Annotated in this window: 21 protein-coding genes and 1 tRNA gene; all 22 read left to right on the top strand. The window is 46.9% G+C overall.

Features of this window, described 5'->3' with window-relative positions; genetic code table 11:
* Positions 1 to 75 precede the first annotated feature (75 nt).
* The 22 genes from COW15_RS03030 (at position 76) to astA (ending at position 23,666) form a co-directional block, all read left to right on the top strand.
* A tRNA-Gly gene (locus COW15_RS03030) sits at positions 76 to 143 on the top strand.
* A 301-nt stretch (positions 144 to 444) separates the two neighbouring features.
* On the top strand, positions 445 to 900 hold the full coding sequence (locus tag COW15_RS03025) for a hypothetical protein (RefSeq protein WP_293629866.1): 456 nt from the start codon (positions 445 to 447) through the stop codon (positions 898 to 900).
* A 260-nt stretch (positions 901 to 1,160) separates the two neighbouring features.
* Complete coding sequence (locus COW15_RS03020) at positions 1,161 to 2,660, top strand: NAD(P)H-hydrate dehydratase (RefSeq protein ID WP_293629864.1); 1,500 nt, start codon at positions 1,161 to 1,163, stop codon at positions 2,658 to 2,660.
* Between the two features lie 89 nt (positions 2,661 to 2,749).
* Positions 2,750 to 3,208 (top strand): tRNA (adenosine(37)-N6)-threonylcarbamoyltransferase complex ATPase subunit type 1 TsaE, encoded by a 459-nt coding sequence (tsaE, locus tag COW15_RS03015; protein ID WP_293629862.1) that lies wholly within the window; start codon positions 2,750 to 2,752, stop codon positions 3,206 to 3,208.
* A gap of 8 nt (positions 3,209 to 3,216) precedes the next feature.
* Positions 3,217 to 4,605: an N-acetylmuramoyl-L-alanine amidase gene (locus tag COW15_RS03010; protein ID WP_293629860.1), complete on the top strand. Its 1,389-nt coding sequence runs from the start codon at positions 3,217 to 3,219 to the stop codon at positions 4,603 to 4,605.
* 13 nt (positions 4,606 to 4,618) lie between these two features.
* Positions 4,619 to 6,523, top strand: a complete 1,905-nt coding sequence (gene mutL / locus COW15_RS03005) for a DNA mismatch repair endonuclease MutL (RefSeq protein ID WP_293629858.1) — start codon at positions 4,619 to 4,621, stop codon at positions 6,521 to 6,523.
* The gene (gene miaA / locus COW15_RS03000) at positions 6,516 to 7,442 is read left to right on the top strand and encodes a tRNA (adenosine(37)-N6)-dimethylallyltransferase MiaA (RefSeq protein ID WP_293629856.1); all 927 of its coding nucleotides are present in this window, start codon (positions 6,516 to 6,518) and stop codon (positions 7,440 to 7,442) included. Before mutL ends, miaA begins: the two co-directional genes overlap by 8 nt.
* 92 nt (positions 7,443 to 7,534) lie before the next feature.
* A complete protein-coding gene (hfq, locus tag COW15_RS02995) occupies positions 7,535 to 7,807 on the top strand; it encodes an RNA chaperone Hfq (protein ID WP_198782269.1) in 273 nt (90 codons plus the stop codon).
* Positions 7,808 to 7,830: 23 nt separating this feature from the next.
* Entirely contained in the window at positions 7,831 to 9,138 is a 1,308-nt protein-coding gene (hflX, locus tag COW15_RS02990) for a ribosome rescue GTPase HflX (RefSeq protein WP_293629851.1), read from the top strand.
* 36 nt (positions 9,139 to 9,174) lie between these two features.
* A complete protein-coding gene (hflK, locus tag COW15_RS02985; protein ID WP_293629849.1) occupies positions 9,175 to 10,317 on the top strand; it encodes an FtsH protease activity modulator HflK in 1,143 nt (380 codons plus the stop codon).
* 3 nt (positions 10,318 to 10,320) lie between these two features.
* A complete protein-coding gene (gene hflC, locus COW15_RS02980) occupies positions 10,321 to 11,214 on the top strand; it encodes a protease modulator HflC (protein WP_293629847.1) in 894 nt (297 codons plus the stop codon).
* Positions 11,215 to 11,582: 368 nt separating this feature from the next.
* Positions 11,583 to 12,173 carry a ubiquinol-cytochrome c reductase iron-sulfur subunit gene (gene petA, locus COW15_RS02975; RefSeq protein WP_006080059.1) on the top strand — a complete coding sequence of 197 codons (591 nt, stop codon included), beginning with the start codon at positions 11,583 to 11,585 and terminating at the stop codon, positions 12,171 to 12,173.
* Positions 12,173 to 13,387, top strand: coding sequence for a cytochrome bc complex cytochrome b subunit (locus tag COW15_RS02970; protein ID WP_293629816.1), 1,215 nt, complete (start codon positions 12,173 to 12,175; stop codon positions 13,385 to 13,387). Before petA ends, COW15_RS02970 begins: the two co-directional genes overlap by 1 nt.
* Positions 13,387 to 14,082 (top strand): cytochrome c1, encoded by a 696-nt coding sequence (locus COW15_RS02965; protein WP_293629815.1) that lies wholly within the window; start codon positions 13,387 to 13,389, stop codon positions 14,080 to 14,082. The genes COW15_RS02970 and COW15_RS02965 overlap by 1 nt, the downstream gene beginning before the upstream one ends.
* Positions 14,083 to 14,178: 96 nt before the next feature.
* Positions 14,179 to 14,808: a stringent starvation protein SspA gene (gene sspA, locus COW15_RS02960; RefSeq protein ID WP_253988920.1), complete on the top strand. Its 630-nt coding sequence runs from the start codon at positions 14,179 to 14,181 to the stop codon at positions 14,806 to 14,808.
* The gene (locus COW15_RS02955; protein ID WP_293629811.1) at positions 14,808 to 15,245 is read left to right on the top strand and encodes a ClpXP protease specificity-enhancing factor; all 438 of its coding nucleotides are present in this window, start codon (positions 14,808 to 14,810) and stop codon (positions 15,243 to 15,245) included. Before sspA ends, COW15_RS02955 begins: the two co-directional genes overlap by 1 nt.
* A gap of 192 nt (positions 15,246 to 15,437) precedes the next feature.
* Positions 15,438 to 16,022: an aminodeoxychorismate/anthranilate synthase component II gene (locus COW15_RS02950; protein WP_293629810.1), complete on the top strand. Its 585-nt coding sequence runs from the start codon at positions 15,438 to 15,440 to the stop codon at positions 16,020 to 16,022.
* Positions 16,023 to 16,202: 180 nt separating this feature from the next.
* Positions 16,203 to 18,683 (top strand): prolyl oligopeptidase family serine peptidase, encoded by a 2,481-nt coding sequence (locus COW15_RS02945; protein WP_293629808.1) that lies wholly within the window; start codon positions 16,203 to 16,205, stop codon positions 18,681 to 18,683.
* Positions 18,684 to 18,882: 199 nt separating this feature from the next.
* Positions 18,883 to 20,028, top strand: a complete 1,146-nt coding sequence (locus COW15_RS02940; RefSeq protein WP_293629806.1) for an HDOD domain-containing protein — start codon at positions 18,883 to 18,885, stop codon at positions 20,026 to 20,028.
* Between the two features lie 55 nt (positions 20,029 to 20,083).
* Positions 20,084 to 20,995: an alpha/beta hydrolase gene (locus COW15_RS02935; protein WP_293629805.1), complete on the top strand. Its 912-nt coding sequence runs from the start codon at positions 20,084 to 20,086 to the stop codon at positions 20,993 to 20,995.
* A gap of 306 nt (positions 20,996 to 21,301) precedes the next feature.
* On the top strand, positions 21,302 to 22,519 hold the full coding sequence (locus tag COW15_RS02930) for an aspartate aminotransferase family protein (RefSeq protein WP_293629803.1): 1,218 nt from the start codon (positions 21,302 to 21,304) through the stop codon (positions 22,517 to 22,519).
* Positions 22,520 to 22,646: 127 nt separating this feature from the next.
* Positions 22,647 to 23,666 carry an arginine N-succinyltransferase gene (astA, locus tag COW15_RS02925; RefSeq protein ID WP_293629801.1) on the top strand — a complete coding sequence of 340 codons (1,020 nt, stop codon included), beginning with the start codon at positions 22,647 to 22,649 and terminating at the stop codon, positions 23,664 to 23,666.
* Positions 23,667 to 23,670: the final 4 nt, after the last annotated feature.

Below are 23,670 nucleotides of genomic sequence, written 5' to 3'. Positions count from 1 at the left end.
GGTTCGAACCCGATATGTCGCTCCAAATTAAAACTTAATGATTTACCAAGTCATTAATACAGATCATGCGACATTAGCTCAGTTGTCAGTTGGTAGAGCGATATCTTGCCAAGGTATAGGTCATCGGTTCGAACCGCTCTTGATCAAAATCATGTCGCTCCTATCTACAACAAATCCTCTATCTCAGGCTTACTCTTTACAACCAAAGACTTGCGCTAACACTCTAGGTTAAGTGCTTTTTGGCTTTTCTCTCTTATAAAAAACAGTGTGATAGGATTTAGATGCGTGATCTATAGCGTGTTTCTTCAAGAATGCCTAAATTAGGTTAGATTGCGAAAGTTAAATTATGACCTTGTTCAAATATTCGTAGCGCTTTTACTCACATAATGAAGCTAGACAAAGTTAATAGCGCCAAGTTGTTGGCCTGACAGTGGAGTGCATTATATGCGTATTCAACAATTGCGTGACCTACTCGAGTATGTGGCAAATTGCCGCTTAGATATGGCGCAACTCTATGGCCGACTCATGAATCAAGCCGATTCGGCTCGAGTGAAAATGATGTTGGAATATTTTGAGTCCCATCAAAAAAATGTGGCGGAAAAACTGCGTGATTATATGGACGATGCTCCCCATCGTATTCTCGATACTTGGTATAAAGACTTTGTATTTGAAGATTTTACCAAGCGCTGCCAAGACACTATGTTGCCAGCGAATATGAGTGAGGATGATGTACTTAATTTACATCTCGACTTGGAAAATCGGCTCATTGGTCTACTGGAGAAAACCGTTAATTCGACGACGGCAGAGGATGCGCGTAGTGCATTGGCCGACTTAATTCGGGTGGAAAAAACGCAGCAACAACGTTTAGTCCATAGCACAATTCGGATGGATGATATCTAACTTAAACTTCCCTTCCCCTAACAAAGCCAGCTGATTGCTGGTTTTGTTATTTCTATCGCCGCTTTTTTATCACTACCCCGTTGATATTTTCGCTCAGCAACTGATTTACGTCATAATTTGGTTGAGCCATTTTTGTTACTTTCTTGATCTAACGAGCAGTTTTTATTTGTTCTTTATCAGTAAGACGATTGAATCGATAGGTTCAATGGACTGAGTGATGAAGTGAGATATTCATTCTTTGGTGGCGCAGGAGCTTATCTATGGCACAGGATTTATCAAGATTACCCACGGCGCTTTATACCCAGCAGCAAATTAGGGAAGCCGAGTTACTCGCCGTGACTCAAGGGGCGTCGACACTTTATGGTTTAGTCGAGCGGGCAGGTAGTGCCGCATTTCAATGTTTGGTTAAGCACCTTGCCGAACGGGGCGGTATTCAATCTAAAACAGTCTCGATCCTCGCCGGCAGCGGTAATAATGGTGCAGATGCCTTAGTCTGTGCTCGGCTTTTGCTTGAGGCGGGGATCTCGGTTTGTGTTATGTTGCCAAAAACCACGGGCAGTGACGAGTTTGAACAGGCATTAACGGCTTATCTTAATCAGGGTGGTGCGGCTCAATCCGCTAAAATTGAAGATATTTTACAGGCAGAGGTCATGGTTGATGGTCTGCTTGGGACTGGCGTGCAGGGCAGTGTACGGGAGGAAACGGCAGCGTTGATCAACGCCGTTAATCAAAGTGCTGCCTGGGTCTTGAGCCTAGATCTCCCGTCGGGAATTCTTGCCGATACGGGGACAGTCGCAGAGGAGGCTGTTATGGCCGATGTGACCCTCTGTTTTGGTGGCGTGAAACAGGGATTGCTCACCAGCAAGGCGCGGCACCATAGTGGTTTTATTGAATTTGCCGATCTAGGTCTAACCCCATTCTTTAGGGATTGCAACGCCTTACGTGTTGGCAGAGAAATGCTAAAAGACTATTTTGCCGCCCGTGCGAGGGATAGTCATAAGGGGCAATCGGGTAAAGTGGCTCTGATTGGTGGTGATATCGGCATGGCTGGGGCAATACGCCTTGCCAGTGAAGCCTGTTTACGTGCTGGTGCTGGGTTGGTCACAGTGATCAGTCGCCCCGAACATCAATTGACAGTCAATGTTTCCCGCCCTGAATTGATGTTTTGGGGCTGCGATCTCGTCGATATGGAGGTCTATCTGCGGCTTGGCTGGGCACAGGTCATAGTGCTTGGCCCTGGGCTGGGTAAGCACGATTGGGGTTATAACTTGTTTAAAGCGGCGGGTCTGAGTGATAAACCCTGCGTATTAGATGCCGATGCGTTGAATCTGCTCAGTAATGAACCTCGCAGGCAAACAAATTGGGTGTTAACGCCCCATCCTGGAGAAGCCGCCCGCTTGTTGGGGTGTTCTGTCACAGAGATTGAGCAGGACAGATTCGCCGCCGTGCGTGCAATGCAGCAAAAATACGGCGGTGTGGTGCTATTAAAAGGCGCGGGTACAGTGATTTTCGATGGTCAGCAAATGGTTGTCGCCCCCGTGGGAAATCCTGGGCTTGCCAGTGGTGGGTGTGGGGATGTGTTATCTGGTATTATAGGTGCGCTCATGGCTCAAGGTCTGGATAATATGCAGGCAACCGTCGTTGGGGTTGTCGTTCATGGCTGCGCTGCGGATCTTGCCGCAGTACAAGGTGAACGGGGCATGTTAGCGAGTGATTTAATGCCTTTTATTCGCCAATTAGTGAATAGTGATTTACTCTAGGCGGTATGTGAGGCTCAAGCATAGGTCATTGCTGGTTTTTTATGCTTGAGCAATCTCATCCATCAACAATAGTAGTGATATAAGTGGAAATGACAGAGTTAACCTTTTTTTTAAAAAACGAAGACGACACTATTGCGGTAGGGCAAAAATTGGCTCGCCATGTTCAAGCGCCTTTGACTCTGTATTTAACGGGTGATTTGGGTGCCGGTAAGACGACCCTAAGTCGTGGGCTAATTCAAGGGCTTGGCCATCGAGGCGCAGTAAAAAGCCCGACTTACACTTTAGTTGAACCTTACGAGCTTGATGGTGTCGAAATTTATCATTTTGATTTGTATCGTTTAAACGATCCTGAAGAACTCGAATTTATGGGGATCCGCGATTATTTTACCCATAAGAGCCTATGTATAGTGGAATGGCCCGATAAAGGAGAAGGTTTATTACCTAATGCCGATATCCACTTACATTTAAGTTATGCCAATACTGGGCGTGAAATCCAAATCCAAGCCTTATCAGAATCAGGTAAAAAGCTATTAGCCGCGATAAAATAAAAACAACAATGACTAAAATTAATCATTATTTGCAAGTTCTTACTGTTTTACTGTGTGCCTTTTTTACTGTGTCAGCCCATGCGGCAAATCAGTTAGAAGGCGTACGTATTTGGGCCGCCCCCGAATCGACCCGTGTCGTATTCGACCTAAGTGAAGCACCCAATTACACACACTTTTCCCTCGATGGTCCGAATCGTTTAGTGGTCGATCTTAAAAAGGCATCGACTAAGCTTACTCTTAAAAATATCGATAATAACAGCAAGTTGGTTAAAGGGATCCGGGTGAGCAAATCCCCGACTAAAGGCGATTTACGTTTAGTGATCGATCTGGTTAAACCGTTAAATGCCAACTTATTTTCCCTGCCTGTTACCGCGCCCTACGGCAATCGTCTGGTGGTGGATCTCGAGGATAAAACTGCCACTACGGCAACGACTGTCGCGTCATCAACCCCAGTCAAAACTGTGACCCAAGCAGCGCAATCCTCCCGTGACATTGTGATTGCCATCGACGCAGGGCATGGTGGCGACGATCCAGGTTCCATTGGTCCATCCGGGGTATATGAGAAGAAGGTTGCCCTTGAAATTGCACGGCGAGTGGCAAGTAAAATCAACGATACACCCGGTATGCGGGCCGTGATGATCCGCACCGGCGATTATTTTGTGAATTTGAACAAACGCTCGGAACTGGCCCGCAACAGTAAGGCGGACCTCTTGCTCTCTATCCATGCGGATGCTTTTACTTCACCTAATCCCCGTGGCGCCTCCGTATGGGTGCTCTCGATGCGCCGCGCTAATAGTGAAATTGGTCGTTGGTTGGAGCAAAAAGAAAAACATTCAGAGTTGCTGGGTGGTGCCGGTGAAATCATCCAAAACACCGATAATGAACAATACCTTGCAATGACATTGCTCGACATGTCGATGAACAGTTCGATGGCGATTGGGCACTCTGTTGCTGGGGATATTCTCAAGGATTTAGGGGGCGTGACACAATTGCATAAGAGTCGCCCTGAGTCTGCGAGTTTAGCCGTGTTGAAGTCTCCGGATATTCCTTCAATCTTGGTTGAAACGGGCTTTATTTCAAACCCCAAAGAAGAACGTTTATTGTCGAGTAGTCGCCACCAAGAGAATATAGCTAGCGCGATTTATAAAGGCGTGAATCGCTATTTTCAAAGAAATCCGCCGGCGGATACCTTGATTGCTAAGCAAAATAGTGCAGGTTCAAGTACTAAATCCAGTGGCAAATCGGCCGGAAATGTTAAGCATAAGGTCAGCCGTGGAGAATCGCTTTCAGCCATTGCACTCAGATATCAAGTATCAATGGCCAGTATCAAACGCGCCAACGGTATGAAAACCGATGTAGTGCAGTTAGGGCAAACCCTAGTGATCCCTGAGAGCTAATATGGAAAAATCTATGGGTATTCAGATCCTTCCTCCACAACTGGCAAACCAGATTGCCGCCGGTGAAGTCGTTGAAAGGCCTGCTTCAGTGGTTAAAGAGCTCGTCGAGAACAGCCTAGATGCGGGTGCGACACGTATCGATATCGAAATCGATAGGGGCGGCAGTAAGTTTATCAAGATCCGTGACAATGGCTTGGGGATCCCAAAGGACGAACTTGCCTTAGCATTATCGCGCCATGCGACATCCAAATTACATACGCTGGACGATCTCGAAGCGATCTTAAGTTTTGGCTTTCGTGGGGAAGCGCTCGCCAGTATTAGCTCAGTCTCTCGCTTAACCTTAACTTCACGCACTGTTGAGCAAACCGAAGCGTGGCAAGCTCAGGCCGAAGGGGCCGATATGGTGGTTAAAGTCATGCCCGCCGCGCATCCTGTGGGCTCGACGATTGAAGTGATGGATTTATTTTTTAACACGCCGGCTCGTAGGCGCTTCTTAAAGAGTGACAAAACCGAATTTACCCATATTGATGAATGGCTTAAGCGTATCGCACTGGTGCGTGGTGATATCCACTTTACCCTGACTCACAATGGCAAGACCGTACGCAACTATCGTCCGGCGATGAATGAGCCGCAATATTTGCAGCGACTGACTCAGGTTGCCGGACGGCAATTTGCCGATGAGTCGCTACGCGTTGAATGTCAACACGATGATCTGCGCCTCAGTGGTTATTTGCAGTCGCCTTGGTCATCGGTGCTGACCGATACCCACTATTTTTATGTAAATGGGCGTTTGGTGCGTGACCGTCTTGTTAATCATGCGGTGCGCCAAGCTTTTGCTCAAAAAGCTGAACTTGAACAGCCAGGTTATGTGTTGATGTTGGATATTGATCCCCATCAAGTGGATGTCAATGTGCATCCCGCTAAGCATGAGGTCAGGTTTCACCAGAGTCGTTATGTGCATGATTATATTTTGCAGGCATTGCAATCGGCGCTAGAGGAAGCAGGAGAGTTCAGTTTTGGGCCTAACGCACCACAGGTAGAAGATAGTCTTCATGTTACCGAGCCTGCGCATTCTGCTTTCGAGCTTAAATCTTCAGACACTAAAGCCACCCATGCATGGGTTGATGCACCAAGAGAGAGTCAAACCGAAACGGCGCTATCTGAAACGGCATTAGCTGAACCTCGTTCTGCTGATATATCAAGGACCCGTGCTGGGACTGCGATTCATAGCAACGCCTTTGGGAGCATGGCAGTGCCAAGGGAGACGCGAAGTGATGCTAGTGGGGGATCTCGACCGCGTAGCGAGCTGCCTTCAACAGCGGCAATTGCAAGCTATGGCGCGTTACTGCAAACCCCTGCCTACAGTGTTCAAGACAAGGTGTATCAATCGATTTTACCTATGCCAGCAATACTCGATGGTCAATTTTGGGTGTTAGCGGATGGGCAAAATTTAAGTTTATTGCCCATTAAATCAGTAGCATTAGTGACTCGGAGCCATGAGATTGAAACTAAACTGGCCACAGGGCTTATTGGTCAGCCCTTATTGATGCCTGTGTCGGTTGCTGCCGACACTGAGTGGCAGTCGTTAATTGATGAACATGAGACCTTAATACGTCAACTCGGATTAGAACTAACTATTCGCTATCAGCAGTTGATTATTAAAAAAGTGCCCCCATATCTCAGGGACAGCCCGTTAGCTAAGGCGATCCCCGAGTGGTTGCAATCGCTACGTTTCGAAACACCAGCGCCGAATGCTTTGGCTATGTGGTTGGCAAAGCACAGCCTAGCGGGGTTTGTGTCGGCGCCTGAGATTTGGGCTGCATTTTGTCAGTTAACAGAAGAGAAAAGACTGTATATCGCCAAAAATGCAATATCCTTACCTTGGCAGTCGTGGCTAGAAGAGCAAGCAAGTGAATAAAGAACAACAGCCTAAAGTGTTATTCCTTATGGGACCTACGGCCTCTGGGAAAACGGCTTTAGCACTAGAATTGGCCGAGAAACACAACTGTGAAATTATCTCAGTTGACTCAGCCCTGATTTATCGTGGTATGGATATAGGCAGTGCCAAACCTTCAGCGGAAGAATTAGCCCGTGGACCGCATCGCTTAATCGATATTCGCGATCCGGGCGAGAGTTACTCCGCTGCCGATTTTCGAACCGATGCACTGGCAGAGATAGAACAGATTATCAGCATGGGAAAAACACCCCTATTGGTCGGTGGCACCATGATGTATTTTAAGGCGCTACTAGAAGGATTATCGCCGCTTCCGAGTGCGAGTGAAGCGATACGGGCAGAGATCCAAGCTGAGGCGGACACTAAGGGATGGGAAGTGCTGCACGACCAATTACGGGAGATAGATCCCGTGTCGGCAGAAAGAATTCATCCTAATGATCCACAAAGACTTTCAAGAGCGCTGGAAGTCTATAGAATAAGCGGCAAGAGTCTGACTGAGCTGACACAGACTAAGTCAGCACCTTTGCCCTACGATGTGGTGCAATTTGCCATTGCCCCCCGGGAGCGTAAAGTATTACATAACTTAATTGCGCAACGCTTTCAGATCATGTTGCAGCAAGGTTTTATTAATGAAGTTACGCAGCTAAAAACGAGAAGTGACTTGCATTTAGATTTGCCATCAATGCGTTGCGTGGGATATCGACAGTGCTGGCAGTACCTCGATGGTGAGTTTGACTATGATACTATGGTCGAAAAAGCAGTTGCAGCTACTAGGCAATTAGCTAAGCGTCAATTAACATGGTTGCGCAGTTGGCCAGAGTTAAATTGGCTTGAAAGTGGTGCTGAGGGGAATTTAGTTACACTTATGCGTCAATGCCGCTAGCTTATTAGCCCTTGCTGTATAATACTAAAACTAAACAAAAAACTTCACTGATATAGATTTATTTTTATATAAATTAAAAAGGAAATAATAAAATGGCTAAGGGGCAATCTTTACAAGACCCATTTTTGAACGCACTGCGCCGCGAGCGCGTTCCTGTATCAATTTACTTGGTAAACGGCATTAAACTCCAGGGACAGGTAGAGTCGTTTGATCAATTTGTCATTCTGTTGAAAAACACAGTCAGCCAAATGGTATACAAACACGCTATTTCCACAGTAGTTCCAGCACGTCCATTCAACGTCACTGGCCATCAAAATGCCCAGGGCGGATATGGCGCGCAGGATGATATGCCAAGTGGTGAATAAGGTTTATTTGAGGAGTTTGCTTCTTGTTTGATCGTTATGAGGCGGGAGAAACAGCGGTTCTTGTCCATATCGACTTTTCCGATGAGGAACGCCGAGAAGACTTAGTCGAGCTACAGCTACTGGTTGAGTCTGCTGGAGCGCGTTCCGTCGGGGTGATTACTGGAAGTCGACGCTCACCAGACCGCAAGTTTTTTGTGGGTTCTGGAAAAGCCGAAGAATTAGCTGCACTTGTGGCTGCGACTGAGGCCAATGTGGTGATTTTTAACCACGCCTTGAGTCCAGCCCAGGAGCGTAATCTTGAACAAGTGTGCCAGTGCCGAGTATTGGACCGAACCACGCTTATTTTGGATATTTTTGCCCAACGTGCACGGACTCACGAAGGTAAGTTGCAGGTGGAGCTAGCGCAATTGCGCCACATGTCGACTCGCCTTGTACGTGGTTGGACCCACCTTGAACGTCAAAAAGGCGGTATTGGTTTACGTGGTCCAGGGGAAACCCAGCTAGAAACCGATAGACGTCTGCTCAGGGGACGGATTAAAAATATCAATAAGCGCTTAGAGCGAGTTGATAAGCAACGTGAGCAGAGTCGCCGCGCCCGTAAACGCAGCGAAATGCCAACGGTTTCATTAGTAGGTTATACCAACGCGGGCAAATCAACCTTGTTCAATGCGTTAACCTCGTCAGATGTTTATGCAGCCGATCAGTTATTTGCCACACTCGATCCCACGCTTAGAAAGCTAGATTTACCCGATGGCGCCGTGATATTAGCGGATACAGTAGGGTTTATTCGTCATTTGCCACACGATCTCGTCGCCGCGTTTAAGGCAACGCTACAGGAGACGCGTCAGGCGGAGTTGCTACTGCATATCGTTGATTGTGCAGATGAAAATATGGCGGATAATTTCGAACAAGTGCAAAATGTGCTGAAAGATATCGAAGCCGATGAAGTCATGCAGTTGGTCGTTTGTAATAAAATCGACCTGCTCGAAGATGTTACACCTAGGATCGAGTATGACGACACAGGTAAACCTGTTCGCGTCTGGGTTTCGGCACAAAAGCGTTTGGGGTTTGACTTGCTCCTGAAGGCTATCACTGAGCTTATTGGTGAGGTAATCAGGGAACTTACACTTAGAATTCCGGCAACTGCTGGACATTATCTTGGCCAGTTTTATCGACTGGATGCGATACAGCAGAAAGAGTACGACGATCTGGGGAACTGTATTTTGTCTGTTCGTTTATCGGACGCCGATTGGCGCCGATTAGCTAAACAGAGTCAGGGTGAGTTAGAAACCTTTATCTTCGATGCGTCGATAGAAAAGGCTGTTTGTTAATAATCTAATTTATTTCATCCACTTATGGAGTGCTAAATGGCTTGGAACGAGCCCGGTAACAAGGGTAATGATCCTTGGGGAAATAAAGGTGGTAACGACAAAGGACCACCGGACCTTGATGAGGTTTTTCGTAATTTTTCAAAGCGCTTTGGCGGCAAAGGCAATGGCTCATCAGGCCAGAACTTTAGTTCGTTTAGCTTAATCATCATTCTTGCCATTGCTTTAGCTGTTTGGGGACTCTCGGGTTTTTACACAATTAAAGAGGCTGAGCGTGGTGTGGCACTGCGTTTTGGTCAACACAATGGTGAAATTGGCCCTGGCCTTCACTGGAAAGCGACCTTTATCGACCAGATTTATCCCGTCGATGTGCAATCTGTTCGCTCTATTCCAGCGTCTGGTAGCATGCTGACATCCGATGAAAACGTCGTGAAAGTTGAGCTTGATGTGCAGTATCGTATTTTAGATGCGTACTCGTATCTATTCAGTGCGGTTGATGCCAATGCCAGCTTACGTGAAGCGACCGATAGCGCCCTGCGTTATGTGATTGGTCATAACAAGATGGACGATATTCTGACCACAGGTCGTGATGCGATTCGTCGTGACACTTGGAAAGAATTAGAACGCATTCTTGAACCGTACAAATTGGGTCTTGCGATTGTCGACGTTAACTTCTTGCCGGCGCGTCCGCCTGAAGAAGTGAAAGATGCCTTTGATGATGCGATTTCAGCCCAAGAAGATGAGCAGCGCTTTATTCGTGAAGCCGAAGCCTATGCCCGTGAAATTGAACCAAAAGCACGTGGTGAAGTGGAACGCATGGCGCAACAAGCCAATGCCTATAAAGAGCGCGAAATCCTAGAAGCTCGCGGTAAAGTGGCTCGTTTTGAGTTGCTGTTACCTGAGTACCAAGCGGCGCCTGAAGTCACTCGTAAACGCTTGTATTTAGATACAATGCAGCAGGTGATGACGGAGACCAACAAAGTGCTGATTGATGCCAAAAACAATGGCAACTTAATGTACTTGCCGTTAGACAAGTTAATGAAAGAGAAGACTGCTACACCTGATCTGGAGCCTAAGCCTCAGCAGAATGTCAATTCTTCATCTGTATCAACGACTCGCATTGGTGAGCCTTTGAGTGGACGTCCGTCCCGCGATGATCGTACTCGCCAAGGGAGGGATTAATTCATGGGTAGATTAGGTATTATTCTTATCGCCGTTGTTTTAGGTGTGGTTTTATCTTCTATGATGGTCGTCAACGAAGGTGAGCGAGCCATTGTGGCGCGTTTCGGTGAGATCGTTAAAGACAATGTTGACGGTAAACAAGTGACTCGCGTTTTCGGTCCTGGATTGCACTTTAAAGTGCCAGTGATCGATAAAGTGAAGTTACTCGATGCCCGTATTCAGACATTGGACGGCGCAGCCGATCGTTTCGTCACTTCAGAGAAAAAAGATCTGATGGTTGATTCCTATGTGAAGTGGCGTATTTTTGACTTCGAGAAATATTACCTATCCACAAATGGTGGTATTAAATCGAATGCAGAATCGCTGCTCCAACGTAAGATCAACAACGATTTACGTACAGAGTTTGGTCGTCGCACTATCAAGGAAATTGTTTCTGGTAAGCGTGATGAATTGCAAAATGATGCACTCGCTAATGCTTCAGAAAGCGCCAAAGACTTAGGTATCGAAGTGGTTGACGTGCGTGTAAAGCAAATCAATTTACCGGCTAACGTCAGTAACAGTATATACCAACGTATGCGTGCCGAGCGTCAAGCGGTGGCAAAAGAGCATAGAGCGCAGGGTAAAGAGCAGTCTGAAATCATTCGTGCCACTATTGACGCCAATGTGACAGTGAAGATTGCAGAAGCTGAACGTAAGGCCTTGACCATTCGTGGTGAAGGTGATGCGTTAGCGGCTAAGATTTACTCTGACGCATATAGTAAAGATGCTGAATTCTTTAGCTTTGTTCGTAGCTTAGAAGCCTATCGTGAGAGTTTCTCTGGTAACTCAGATATCATGGTATTAGAGCCTGACAGTGAGTTCTTTAAATATATGAAGAGCACTGCACCTAAGAAATAATAGGTCAATAACCGCGTTGAAATAGGCCCTGTTTAACAGGGCCTATTTTTTATCTAAAATCGATTGATTTGGAGGTCAACAGGGGCGGTATTTATATTAGCAATGCATGCTTCATGCCGAGCTAAAAGAGGATGTGCTCAAAATATCCTCGATGTGGGTTAAAATAGGTAAATTGTTGTGCTTTTTTTGTCCATTTTTTAAAAAACACGCAATCTCCCTAACTTACTTGCGTGTTTTCACTATGATCTGCTTCTAATTTTTAGCTATAATGAGCCCCGCTTCAAACTTCGATTTTTGCCCATGGTGATGACCCCGGGCGGAAAGTCTTTGAAAAACAAAAATTCCAACACCCTCTGGGAGATAAGTGGATGAGCAATGCGCCAGTCGATACCGGACGTCGCAGATTCCTGACAGCCGCAACCGCCGTAGTAGGTGGTGCTGGTGCCGTCGCTGTAGCGGTTCCTTTCATCAAGTCATGGAATCCGAGTGCCAAAGCGAAAGCTGCAGGTGCACCGGTCGAAGTAAATATCAGTAAAGTAGAGCCAGGTCAGCTGATCCGTGTTGAGTGGCGTGGAAAACCTGTATGGGTTGTCCGTCGCACAGATGCTGTGATCAATGAACTGCCAACACATGATGATAAGTTAAGAGATCCTGCTTCTGCTGAAATGCAGCAGCCTGATTATGCAACTAATCCTCTGCGCTCAATTAAGCCAGAGTATTTTATTGCCGTCGGTATTTGTACCCACCTCGGATGTTCACCTACTTATTTACCAGATTCATTTGGTGAGCAAGTTGAAGGTGTCACTTCTGGTTTCTTCTGTCCATGTCATGGCTCTAAGTTTGATATGGCGGGTCGCGTCTTCCAAGGCGTACCTGCTCCATTGAACCTAGTTATCCCTCCACATCAATATGTTGATGATGGCACCGTGATTATCGGTGTAGATAAAGGAGTGGCGTAATGGTTAAGAATTTAATTAATTGGATTGATGCGCGTATCCCTATGACGGCGACTTATAACCGTCATGTTGGACAGTATGCGACGCCAACTAACTTTAACTTTTGGTACTTTTTCGGTTCGCTAGCGATGTTGGTATTGGTTAACCAATTACTGACGGGTATCTGGTTAACGATGAACTATGTACCTACCGCAGAGGGCGCTTTCGCCTCTGTTGAATACATCATGCGTGACGTTGAATACGGTTGGTTGCTGCGTTATATGCACTCTACCGGTGCCTCTGCGTTTTTCGTGGTGATCTACCTGCATATGTTCCGTGGTTTGATTTACGGTTCATACCAGAAGCCTAGAGAACTACTGTGGCTGTTCGGTATGTTGATTTTCCTCGTGTTGATGGCCGAAGCCTTTATGGGTTACTTGCTGCCATGGGGTCAAATGTCATACTGGGGCGCGCAGGTAATTATTTCTCTGTTCGGTGCTATCCCTGTTATTGGCGATGATTTAACCCTGTGGATCCGTGGTGACTTCGTGATCTCTGGCGCGACACTGAACCGATTCTTCGCGCTGCACGTGATTGCACTGCCGTTAGTATTAGTGGTACTGGTGTTCTTACACTTAATTGCGCTACACGAAGTGGGTTCAAACAACCCTGACGGTATCGAAATTAAGAAGAACAAAGACGAGAATGGCTGGCCAGTTGATGGTATTCCATTCCACCCATACTACACAGTAAAAGACATCATGGGCGTCGCTGGCTTCCTGATCGTATTCTGCTGGGTCATGTTCTTCGTACCAGAGGGCGGTGGTTACTTCTTAGAAGGCCCGAACTTCGAAGCGGCTAACCCGATGAAGACGCCTGTGCACATTGCACCTGTGTGGTACTTCACACCTTTCTACGCCATTTTGCGTGCGATTCCAGACAAGTTGACTGGGGTGGTGATGATGGGACTATCGATTGCAGTACTGTTCGTATTGCCTTGGTTAGATCGTTGTAAAGTGAAGTCAATTCGCTACCGTAGCACGCTACACAAGCTGAACATTGCTCAATTTGCGATTTCTTTCATCGTTCTAGGTTATTTAGGCGCTGTGCCTGCAACGCCTGAACTGACGATTGTTGCGCGTATCTTCACTGTGACGTACTTTGGCTACTTCTTGTTGCTGTTCATTTACAGCAAGAATGAGAAAACTAAGCCAGTTCCAGCGAGGTTGACACACTGATGAAAAAATTACTGATTGCATTAGTTACACTGTTGCCGACGCTGGCTATTGCTGCGACCGAGCACGTACATTTAGAAAAAGCCAATGTTGATCTGCATGATAAGGCTTCCTTAGAACGTGGTGTGGACCTGTTCCAACATTACTGTTCTGGTTGTCATAGTACTCAGTACCAACGTTATGAACGTGTAGCCACCGATATCGGTATCTCTACGGATGATATGCGTAATAAGTATATGTTTACCGACGCCAAAATTGGTGAGCTGATGCAAAACGCGATTCCACACAAAGATTCGGCTAAGTGGTTTGGTGCTACACCGCCAGACTTAACCTTAGTCGCTCGCGTGCGTGGTGAAGATTGGGTTTATTCATACCTCAAAGGCTTCTATAAAGATCCAAGCCGTCCATTTGGTGTGAATAACACTGTATTCCCATCTGTTGGTATGCCGCACGTTCTTGAAGAACTGCAGGGCACACCAGTCAAGCAAGAAGATGGAACAGTCGTTGTGACTGGCGGTAAATTAAACGCAGAAGAATACGATCAAGCAGTGCGTGATATCACGGGCTTCTTAGTCTATTCGGCTGAACCTGTTAAGCTAGAGCGTAAAGCTATGGGTTGGTGGGTACTCGGATTCCTGTTTATATTCTTTATTGTGGCCTACCTCTTGAAGAAAGAGTATTGGAAAGATGTACACTAGGCACCAATAACGGGTAAAATGTAATATCCGCATAGTGTAAACGGGGGGCTTTGCCCCTCGTTTACTTTTGTTTTATTTCGATTCTGGAGGGTATCAATGGCTGTTGCTGCCAACAAACGCTCTATCATGACACTGTTTTCAGGTGCTGATGATCTGTATAGCCATCAAGTACGTATCGTGTTAGCTGAGAAAGGGGTTACTGTTGATGTTTTACAGGTCGACCCTAATGAAATGCCTGAGGATTTGCTCGAAGTCAATCCCTATAATTCAGTGCCAACCTTGGTAGATCGTGAACTCGTTTTATACGAATCACGCATCATTATGGAATATTTGGATGAGCGTTTTCCTCATCCTCCACTGATGCCCGTCTATCCAGTGTCCCGCGGCCAAAGCCGTCTGATGATGCACCGCATCGATACTGATTGGTATTCGCTGGTTGATCGCATTCGCAAGGGTGATCGTGCTGAAGCGGCTCGTAAAGAGCTGACGGAAAGTTTGATTGCCATAGCACCGGTCTTCACTGAAGTACCTTACTTTATGAGTGAAGAATTTGGCTTAGCGGATTGCTATCTTGGCCCACTATTGTGGCGCTTGCCGGTATTGGGCATTGAATTAGATAGCCGCGTAGCGAAAGATATCAAAGCCTATATGACACGTATTTTTGAGCGTGAGTCGTTCAAAGCTTCGCTAACGGAAGCTGAACGCGAAATGCGCATGGGTATGTAATGAAGCCTTTGACTCCTAATCGTCCTTATTTACTAAGGGCTTACTACGATTGGTTGATGGATAACCAATTAACGCCTCACGTTGTCGTGGATGCCTTTGTAAAAGGGACTCAAGTGCCACAGCAGTACGTGAAGGATGGCCAGATAGTGCTGAATATTGCAGCTGGCGCAGTGGGCAATTTGCAAATTAGCAATGAGTTTGTGGAGTTTAATGCACGCTTTGGGGGCGTCCCCCAGCAGGTGTTGTTGCCAATGGCATCGATTGTTGCCATTTATGCCCGTGAAAATGGTGCTGGCACAGTCTTCGATATTGAAGACGCCTACCTGATGGAGGATGAGGTGGATTCTGTGTTATCCGTTGTCGATACAGCGGAAAAGCCTGTAGAGCCAACGGATCAGCCGCCTAAGCGTCGTAGTCACTTAACTGTCGTTAAGTAGCAGGATCTATGTAGCCTCGGCAATTTTTTGAAAACTAAATTGAAAACTAAGCCAGTCAAGTGACTGGCTTTTTTGTCGCTGTATTTTATCCCTTCGACTAAACCTTAAGGGGAAGGTGTGGTAGCATTTGCGCCCGCATTCATCCGTCGGATATGCGTTATACCTTTACCCATTTAGGCCAGTGGATCTCGTATGTTGCTAATGATCGATAATTACGACTCTTTTACCTTTAACTTAGTGCAGTATTTTCAGCAGCTAGGGCAAGAGGTAGTGGTTAAGCGAAACGACGAAATTAGCCTAGATGAAATAGCGGCGCTCGTACCAACCCATTTAGTGATTTCCCCCGGCCCTTGCACACCGAATGAAGCGGGGATTTCCCTCGCGGCAATCGAGCACTTTGCTGGGCGCATCCCTATTCTAGGCGTGTGCTTAGGCCATCAAGCCATGGCGCAGGTTTTTGGGGCGAATGTGGTGCGTGCCAAGCGGGTGATGCACGGCAAGGTCAGCGCCATTGCTCACACTGGGCAGCGGTTATTTGAGGGATTAAATCAGCCCTTAACTGTGACACGTTATCACTCCCTATTGGTTGATGCCGTTCCCGAGGGGTTTGTGCTAGATGCTTGGTTTGATGATCCCATTCACGGCCGCGAAATCATGGCAATGAGTCATCAAAGCTTGCCGCTTTATGGGGTGCAATTTCACCCTGAGTCGATTCTTACCGAACAAGGCCATGAACTCTTAGCTAATTTTTTATCCCAATCTGTCGCTTTAGCATAAAAGCTATCGCCGCTTCGACATCCAGTTTATCAATCTCTGTTACAAGATTTATCCCCCTTTTAAACAAACTTCGTCCTCAAGTGTGATATAAATGCCGCAAAACGATGCAAATCGGCAAAACCAGCAGATAAGCTAGACTGGGTCAATAAGCCGCTGCGATAACAATAATAGGAAGGACGAATGAACAGTGTAATGCGAAATTTGGGTTTAAGTGCGTTAGCTATGGCGGTTTTAACGAGTTGCGCGGCTACCTCAATAGAAACGGTGACTCCTGCCGCGACACCACTGGTCTATCAAGCCCCTTTAGCTCAACCTCCTCAAATTTCACAGCCGCTTACGCTGAATCAAATTATGGCTAACCCGGATTGGATGGGTATTTTCGCCAAAGGGGCTTACTGGAGCGATGATAGCCAGAGTGTATTTTTTGCCCGTCAAGCGAGTGCTTCACCCCTACTTAGCTATTATCAGCAAGGCATCAATGATAGCCGTGCGGTGGAGTTAGCTCTCGATAAATTACATGCGGCAGATCAACAATTTGGTGCATTCGATCCTACTAAATCTAATAAAGCCTACCTTTACCAAGGCAATATTTTTGTTAAGCAATTAAGCTCGGGTAAGATCACTCAACTCACCCGTCAGCACACTGCCATCGATGGCGTGCGTTATTTGAATAATGGTGATATCGCCTATTGGCAGGGCGATAATGTGTTTCAAATTCATCAGAGTTCAGGCTTAGTCGAGCAACTTGCTGAAATCAAAATGGCGAAAGCGCCGGAAGCGGTAAAAGAGCCGACGTCTTATATTGCTAAGCAACAGCACAGATTGATTAAGTATGTGGCGCTACAGCAGGAAAACGCTAAAGCTAAAGCGCAGTACCAAGATGAGTTACAAAAAAACGATCCAACGCTCGCCGCCAGCACTTGGTATATAGGCGATAGCGAAGTCGTGTCAGAGCTGAGCCTGTCACCCGATGGTCGTTATATTTTACTTGCCCTGACGGATAAGAATTATACCGGCAGCAGTGAACACGACATCATGCCGAACTACTTAGGTAGCCAAGGTTATATCGACCCTGTACCCGTGCGTGCACGTGTGGCTGAAGATACGCCGCCAGGGCAACGTTTTGTAGTGCTTGATTTAAATGAACATAAACAAATCGATATCACTATCGAGGGGCTCACTGGTTTTGATGAAGATGTGCTTGCGAAAGTCAAAGCGGAAAATGCTAAGGCGAAGGGTGAAACCTATCAAAGCACAAAAGTGCCACGGAAGATCCAATTAATGGAGGACTGGGGCTGGACCCAGAGCGCGATTCAGTGGCACGAGTCTGAAAATAAAGTCGCCGTGATGGTTGAAGCAACCGACAATAAAGACCGTTGGATCGCCACAGTTGATCTAGCCAAGGGTAGATTTACCACCGAACATCGTTTGCACGACGATGCTTGGGTAAATTACGACTACAACCAATTTGGTTGGTTGCCGGGCACAGATTCTCTGTACTATCTGTCGGAAGAAACGGGTTATTCACAGCTCTATGTGAAAGGGCTCGGGGAAAAACCGCGCGCCTTAACTCAAGGCAAGTTTGTGGTGAGTGATATCCAGCTGTCACCGGACGCGAATTACATTTACTACAAGGATAACCAAGCTCACCCTGGCATTTATAATGTACATCGCGTGAATTTAGCCACAGGTAAAAATGAGCAATTAACTCAGTGGGATGGCAACTTAGACTACAGCCTAAGTCCTGATGGCACTCAGCTATTACTCAATGCCTCACGCCGCACTCAACCGAATGAGCTTTATGTTCAGCCGATTGGCGGTGAGTTAAAGCAGCTAACTTCTTACACCAGCGATACCTTTAAAAACTACCCATGGCAAGCGCCAGAAGTGGTCGCTGTACCCTCAAGCCATGGTGCTGGCAAAGTGTACGCCCGCGTTTATTTGCCACAAGGCTATGATAAGTCCCGTGCCGAAAAATACCCTGCGGTAATTTTCAACCACGGTGCGGGTTATCTGCAAAACGCTGACTATGGCTTTAGCGGTTACTTCCGCGAATTTATGTTCCACAACCTACTGACTCAGCAAGGTTATGTGGTGATGGACATGGATTATCGGGGTTCTAAAGGTTACGGCCGAGATTGGCGCACTGCGATTTATCGCAATATGGGTCACCCAGAAGTGGAAGACTTAAAGGATGGCGTTAGCTGGATGGGAACCAATACGAACGTCGATACGGAGCGTGTCGGGACCTATGGTGGTTCCTACGGCGGATTCTTAACCTTTATGTCATTGTTCACTGCACCTGACTTGTTCCAAGCGGGAGCGGCACTGCGTCCTGTGGCGGACTGGGCACATTATAATACGCCTTATACTTCCAACATCTTAAATACGCCGGATATCGATCCTATCGCCTATGAGCGCAGCTCTCCGATTGAGCATGCCCAAGGACTCACAAAGCCACTGCTGATTATGAGTGGCGTGATGGACGATAACGTCTTCTTCCAAGACAGCGTGCGTATGGTGCAGCATTTGATCGAACTGGAAAAACCGACCTTTGAAACAGCGATTTATCCCGTCGAGCCCCATGGTTTCCGTCAACCGTCTAGCTGGTTAGACGAATATCGCCGGATTTATAAGTTGTTTGAACAAGAACTTAAATAGGGTGTTAACCCAAACAAAAGCCTCATAATGAGGCTTTTTTATTGTGCCATTGCTGGGAATGTGGCGATAAAACCATCCATCTGAATACCGCAGGGTTTGCCTGTTGCTAAGATTAAGCGTATGTGCTGAAATTGTAATGTTTTTGAGTATTTTAGCGTGCTGGCGCCAGATGATGTCGGCGATATAGGAAAGAGTGATAGTGGCAATTTCGGTAGCGGGTGGCGTTAGACCCGGCAAGATTATAGAGATAGAGCATAGACTCTATCAGCAATTGATCCTCGGCAAGCAAAAGGCGAGTCCGACCCTTTTGGATGAGCTGGATCTTGAGCTTGAGGCCGATGCCAATAAATTAGATGTCGAACGCGAAGCGATTCTGGCGCGCTTGCTTAAGCAAATTCAGGCGAGGGAAGTCTTTGAGGCTGTCTCAAAGCAATTAAACGAAACTGTGAATAATGCCATTGAGCATCAACTGGCTTCCCCCGAATTGGTGTTGGCTAAATCCGATATCAATGAATCCCAGATCCTACTGCTTGAACTGTTACTCGCCAAAAATCTTGATGCAACACGATTACGCCCACTGATCAGTAACTTAAGTTGGCTGTGTCGGGACTTAACCAATATGGTCAATAGCCCTAGTTTTCGCGCCCGCCGTCCACAGGGCTCGGAGGTGCGCGTCACCGATATCAAGCTAGTGATGAATTACATTGGCATAGAAAATCTACGTACTATTATTCCGTATTTTTGCCTGCGTAACTGGCTTCCAAGTGGCAATGCCAAACTGCTTTGGACCACTCGAAAACTGTGGCGTTATAGCATAGTCAGTGGTATCGCGGCCAATGCGTTGGCGCAGCTTCATAATACTGACTCGGCACTCGTTTATAGTAGTGCGTTACTCAATCAGTTAGGCACCTCTGTGGTGTTGAGTTTAAGTGCGCGCTTATTCGATCAAACCTGGGGAGCTTGGATCCGGGAAGCCAGTAGCAGCCGCGATAAAGAAGTGTATGATGCCGTGATCGCCACTGAGTTTCCGGCCAAGGCCGTGTTTGAACAAGTGTTAAGCCATGGCCATAAACTGAACTGGCAATTGCTAGAGTTACTTAAGTTTGAAAATACCCCTTTGACTCTATTACTCAAGGAGTTAGATCAAACATTAAGTTATCGAGATCTCTCATACCCAGCGGCAATTGTCGCACGGGCCAACTGTTATGCTAAGGTGTTGCTGCTCGAAGAGATGCGTCAAATCGATCCCCAAGAAAAGCGTTTAATGTTTGATTATTACGAGTTGACTGAGCAAGAAGTATTGCGCTTAAAAGCACAGAATTACCGGAAGTTAGATCTGCTGTAATCTACGACCTGCGACTTGAACATCGGGATGGCGGCGTTAAAGTAGAGGAAGGGATATGCCAAGTTGGCAAGCATCTGTATTGAATACGATTTTATCCTATGTCGCTCGACCTTCTATCAGTCGCGGTAAGGCTAAAGTCCCCTTAGCGCAAGTGCGTAAAAAGTTGCTTGAGCTTGATAAACGTTGGCTTCCTTGGCCGGATAAGCTCGTCAGCGCTAGCATCCCATTACAGCATTCCACGCTGCTGCATTATGTGCTCCTCGATGAACAGGCTCGCCTTGGAAAGCTGTTTTATATCCGAGGTGGTGGTTTTTGTTTTAAGACGCCACACGCCCACGCAAGATTGATCGCGGATATTAGTCAGCGGTGTAAATTGGATGCCTATATTCCCGATTATCGTCTCGCCCCCGAACATCCTTTCCCTGAACCCTTTGAAGATGTGCTCGAAGCCTACAGGCGATTAATCGAGCTTAAAGGTGCACATAATTTGATCCTGATGGGGGACTCGGCTGGTGGGAATTTGGCATTAAGCTTATTGCTTGAGCTTAAACGCCTCGATTTGCCATTGCCTCAAGCCTGTGTGCTGTTATCTCCCGCACTAGATTTGGCGATGACGGGTGACACTGAGTTTATGCTTGGGGCCGATGATCCCTTTTTTACCATAGAGTCACTTCTGCGTTTGCGCGGCGCCTACCTTGCGGGAGCTAACCCTATGTCGGCTAAGGTTTCACCCTTGCAAGGAAACTTAGCAGAGCTGCCGCCTATCTTAGTGATTGCGGGTACGCGGGAGTTACTCCTACAGGATTCCGAGCGTTTAGTGGCACAGGTCAAAGCGAGCAAAGGTGAGGTGCAAGCACGATTTTATCCTAATATGCCCCATGTGTTCCCCCTGTTTGATTTATTGCCCGAAGCCATTGAGGCAAGGGAGCAAATTAAGCATTTTGTACTTTCTCATTTGATTCGTTAAAATTGTGTAGTTATTCATATTCAGTGAATAGCTAGCAAAAAGAAGGGTAAATAACTTTTTTTCTGACTAAATATGCTGTAAGCCTCTAGCTTAAACGCTTGTATAGTTCTTAAACTGCAATCTTTATGCACTTTGCACTCATGCATGGCGATTGTTGTTTGTGAAAAACTGGTATTTTGATCACAATTTCGCTAATAATGGCTGTTAACAGACACAAGTATTCCCAGTATCACTAACTCAAAATAAAGATACACAGGGATCCAGACGGCGCCCGATGCCGTTAAACAAACCAAAGGATGAAGTAGAATGAGCGTTGATATGAAGTTAAATCGTGCCCAATTTGACGCAGTAATGGTGCCTAATTATGCGCCTGCTGCCGTGATCCCTGTCCGTGGCGAAGGAAGCCGAGTATGGGATCAGGAGGGGAACGAGTTTATCGATTTTGCCGGTGGTATTGCGGTAAATTGCTTAGGTCACTGTCATCCCGCCCTTGTGAATGCCCTTAAGACACAAGGCGAAAAACTATGGCATCTATCCAACGTAATGACCAACGAGCCAGCATTAGCGTTAGCGACTAAGCTAGTCAACAGCACCTTTGCCGACAAAGTGTATTTTGCCAACTCTGGCGCCGAAGCCAACGAAGCCGCACTGAAACTTGCCCGTCGCTACGCCCTAGAGAAACATGGCGTTGAGAAAGATGAAATTATCGCCTTCGATAAAGCCTTCCATGGCCGTACCTTCTTCACCGTCAGCGTCGGTGGCCAAGCCGCCTATTCCGATGGTTTTGGTCCTAAGCCACAGAGCATTACCCATCTGCCCTATAACGATGTCGCCGCCTTAGAAGCCGCGGTAACGGATAAAACCTGCGCCATTATGCTTGAGCCACTGCAGGGCGAGGGCGGTATTATCGATGCCGATCCTGCATTCCTGAAAGCCGTGCGTGAACTGGCTAACAAGCACAACGCGCTAGTGATTTTCGATGAAGTGCAAACCGGTGTGGGCCGTACTGGCGAACTCTATGCTTACATGGGTACTGAAATCGTACCCGATATTTTGACTACAGCTAAAGCGCTCGGCGGTGGTTTCCCCATTGCGGCTATGCTGACAACGGCTGAAATTGCCGAGCATTTAAAGGTCGGTACTCACGGTTCTACCTACGGTGGTAATCCATTAGCCTGTGCAATCGGCAATGCGGTTTTAGATGTAGTGAACACGCCAGAAGTGTTAAACGGTGTAAAACATCGCGAACAGTTAATGCGTGATGGTCTTAATAAGATCAATGAAAAATATCATGTTTTTTCAGAAATTCGTGGTAAAGGTTTGCTGTTAGGGGCGGTTCTTAATGAACAGTACCAAGGTCGCTCACGGGACTTTTTGGTGGCCTCTATTGCCGAAGGCTTAATGAGCCTGATGGCGGGCGCTAACGTGGTGCGTTTTGCTCCTTCTCTGGTGATCCCTGAGGCTGATATTGCCGAAGGTCTAGCTCGTTTTGAACGTGCTGTGGCGAGCATTGCTGCCGCCTAAATGACCAAAGGAGTGCTGAATTTATTCGCACTCCTTTTTTGTCAGGGAATACTTACGTGCATCACTACCTGCCTTGTTGCAGATAGGCGCCTTGGTGCACGGCAAGTCTAAGTGAGGAGACACTAAGATGTTAATCATACGTCCTATTCAGGCCGGGGATTTCGAGGCCTTATACCAGATTGCCGAAGAGTCCGGGCATGGTTTTACGTCATTACCCGTCAATGCGGATTTACTGAGGCATAAGATTGCCAGAGCCGAAACGTCGTTTGTCAAAGCTGTAGACACTCCCTTCGATGAAGGCTATTTGATGGTGCTTGAGGATACCGACAGCCGCGAAGTCGTCGGCACTTGCGCTATCGAAGCCGCAGTAGGGATGGAAGATGCGTTTTACCATTATCGCCTCGGTACCGAAGTCTATCATTCCGAACAAATTGACGTACGTAATGAGGTTGAAACCTTAACCCTCTGCCATGACTACACGGGCGCCGCCGAGCTTTGCACGCTGTTTTTGCGTGAAGCCTACCGTAAAGGTAACAATGGCCGCATGTTATCCCGCAGTCGCTTCTTGTTTTTAGCTCAACATGCAAAACGCTTCGGTGAAACTGTGATTGCCGAAATGCGTGGTGTCAGCGATGCAGATGGCCACTCGCCTTTTTACGGTTGGCTACAAAAGCACTTCTTAGGCATTGATTTTATTCAGGCCGATTATCTCTCTGGCCTAGGTAAAAAGGCGTTTATGGCGGAAATGATGCCACGTAACCCTGTGTATGTTTGCCTGTTGCCGGAGGAAGCGCAAAAAGTGATTGGTGAGGTGCATACCAATACCCGTCCCGCATTAAGTCTATTGCAGGCCGAAGGCTTTAGATGCCGTGGTTACGTGGATATTTTCGATGGTGGTCCAACGGTTGAGTGTCGTTTATCGGATATTCGTGGCGTGCGTGAAAGCCGATTATTGACTATCGATATCGGTGACATGGCCGAAGCCGACACTCAATTTATTATCTCCAATACTCAATTAGTCAATTACCGCGCGACGTCTGCCGCACTGGCAGTGGACGACAAATCCGAACACATCATTATCAGCCCTGAGCTGGCAGCGGGTTTGTTACTCGCAAAAGGCGATCAAATCCGTATTTTGGCAATGTAGGAAT

Source organism: Shewanella sp. CG12_big_fil_rev_8_21_14_0_65_47_15, assembly GCF_002783505.1.
Classification (GTDB): Bacteria; Pseudomonadota; Gammaproteobacteria; order Enterobacterales; family Shewanellaceae; genus Shewanella.
The sequence above is the reverse complement of the archived record's forward strand: the minus strand, read 5'-3'. Positions and strand labels throughout refer to the sequence as shown.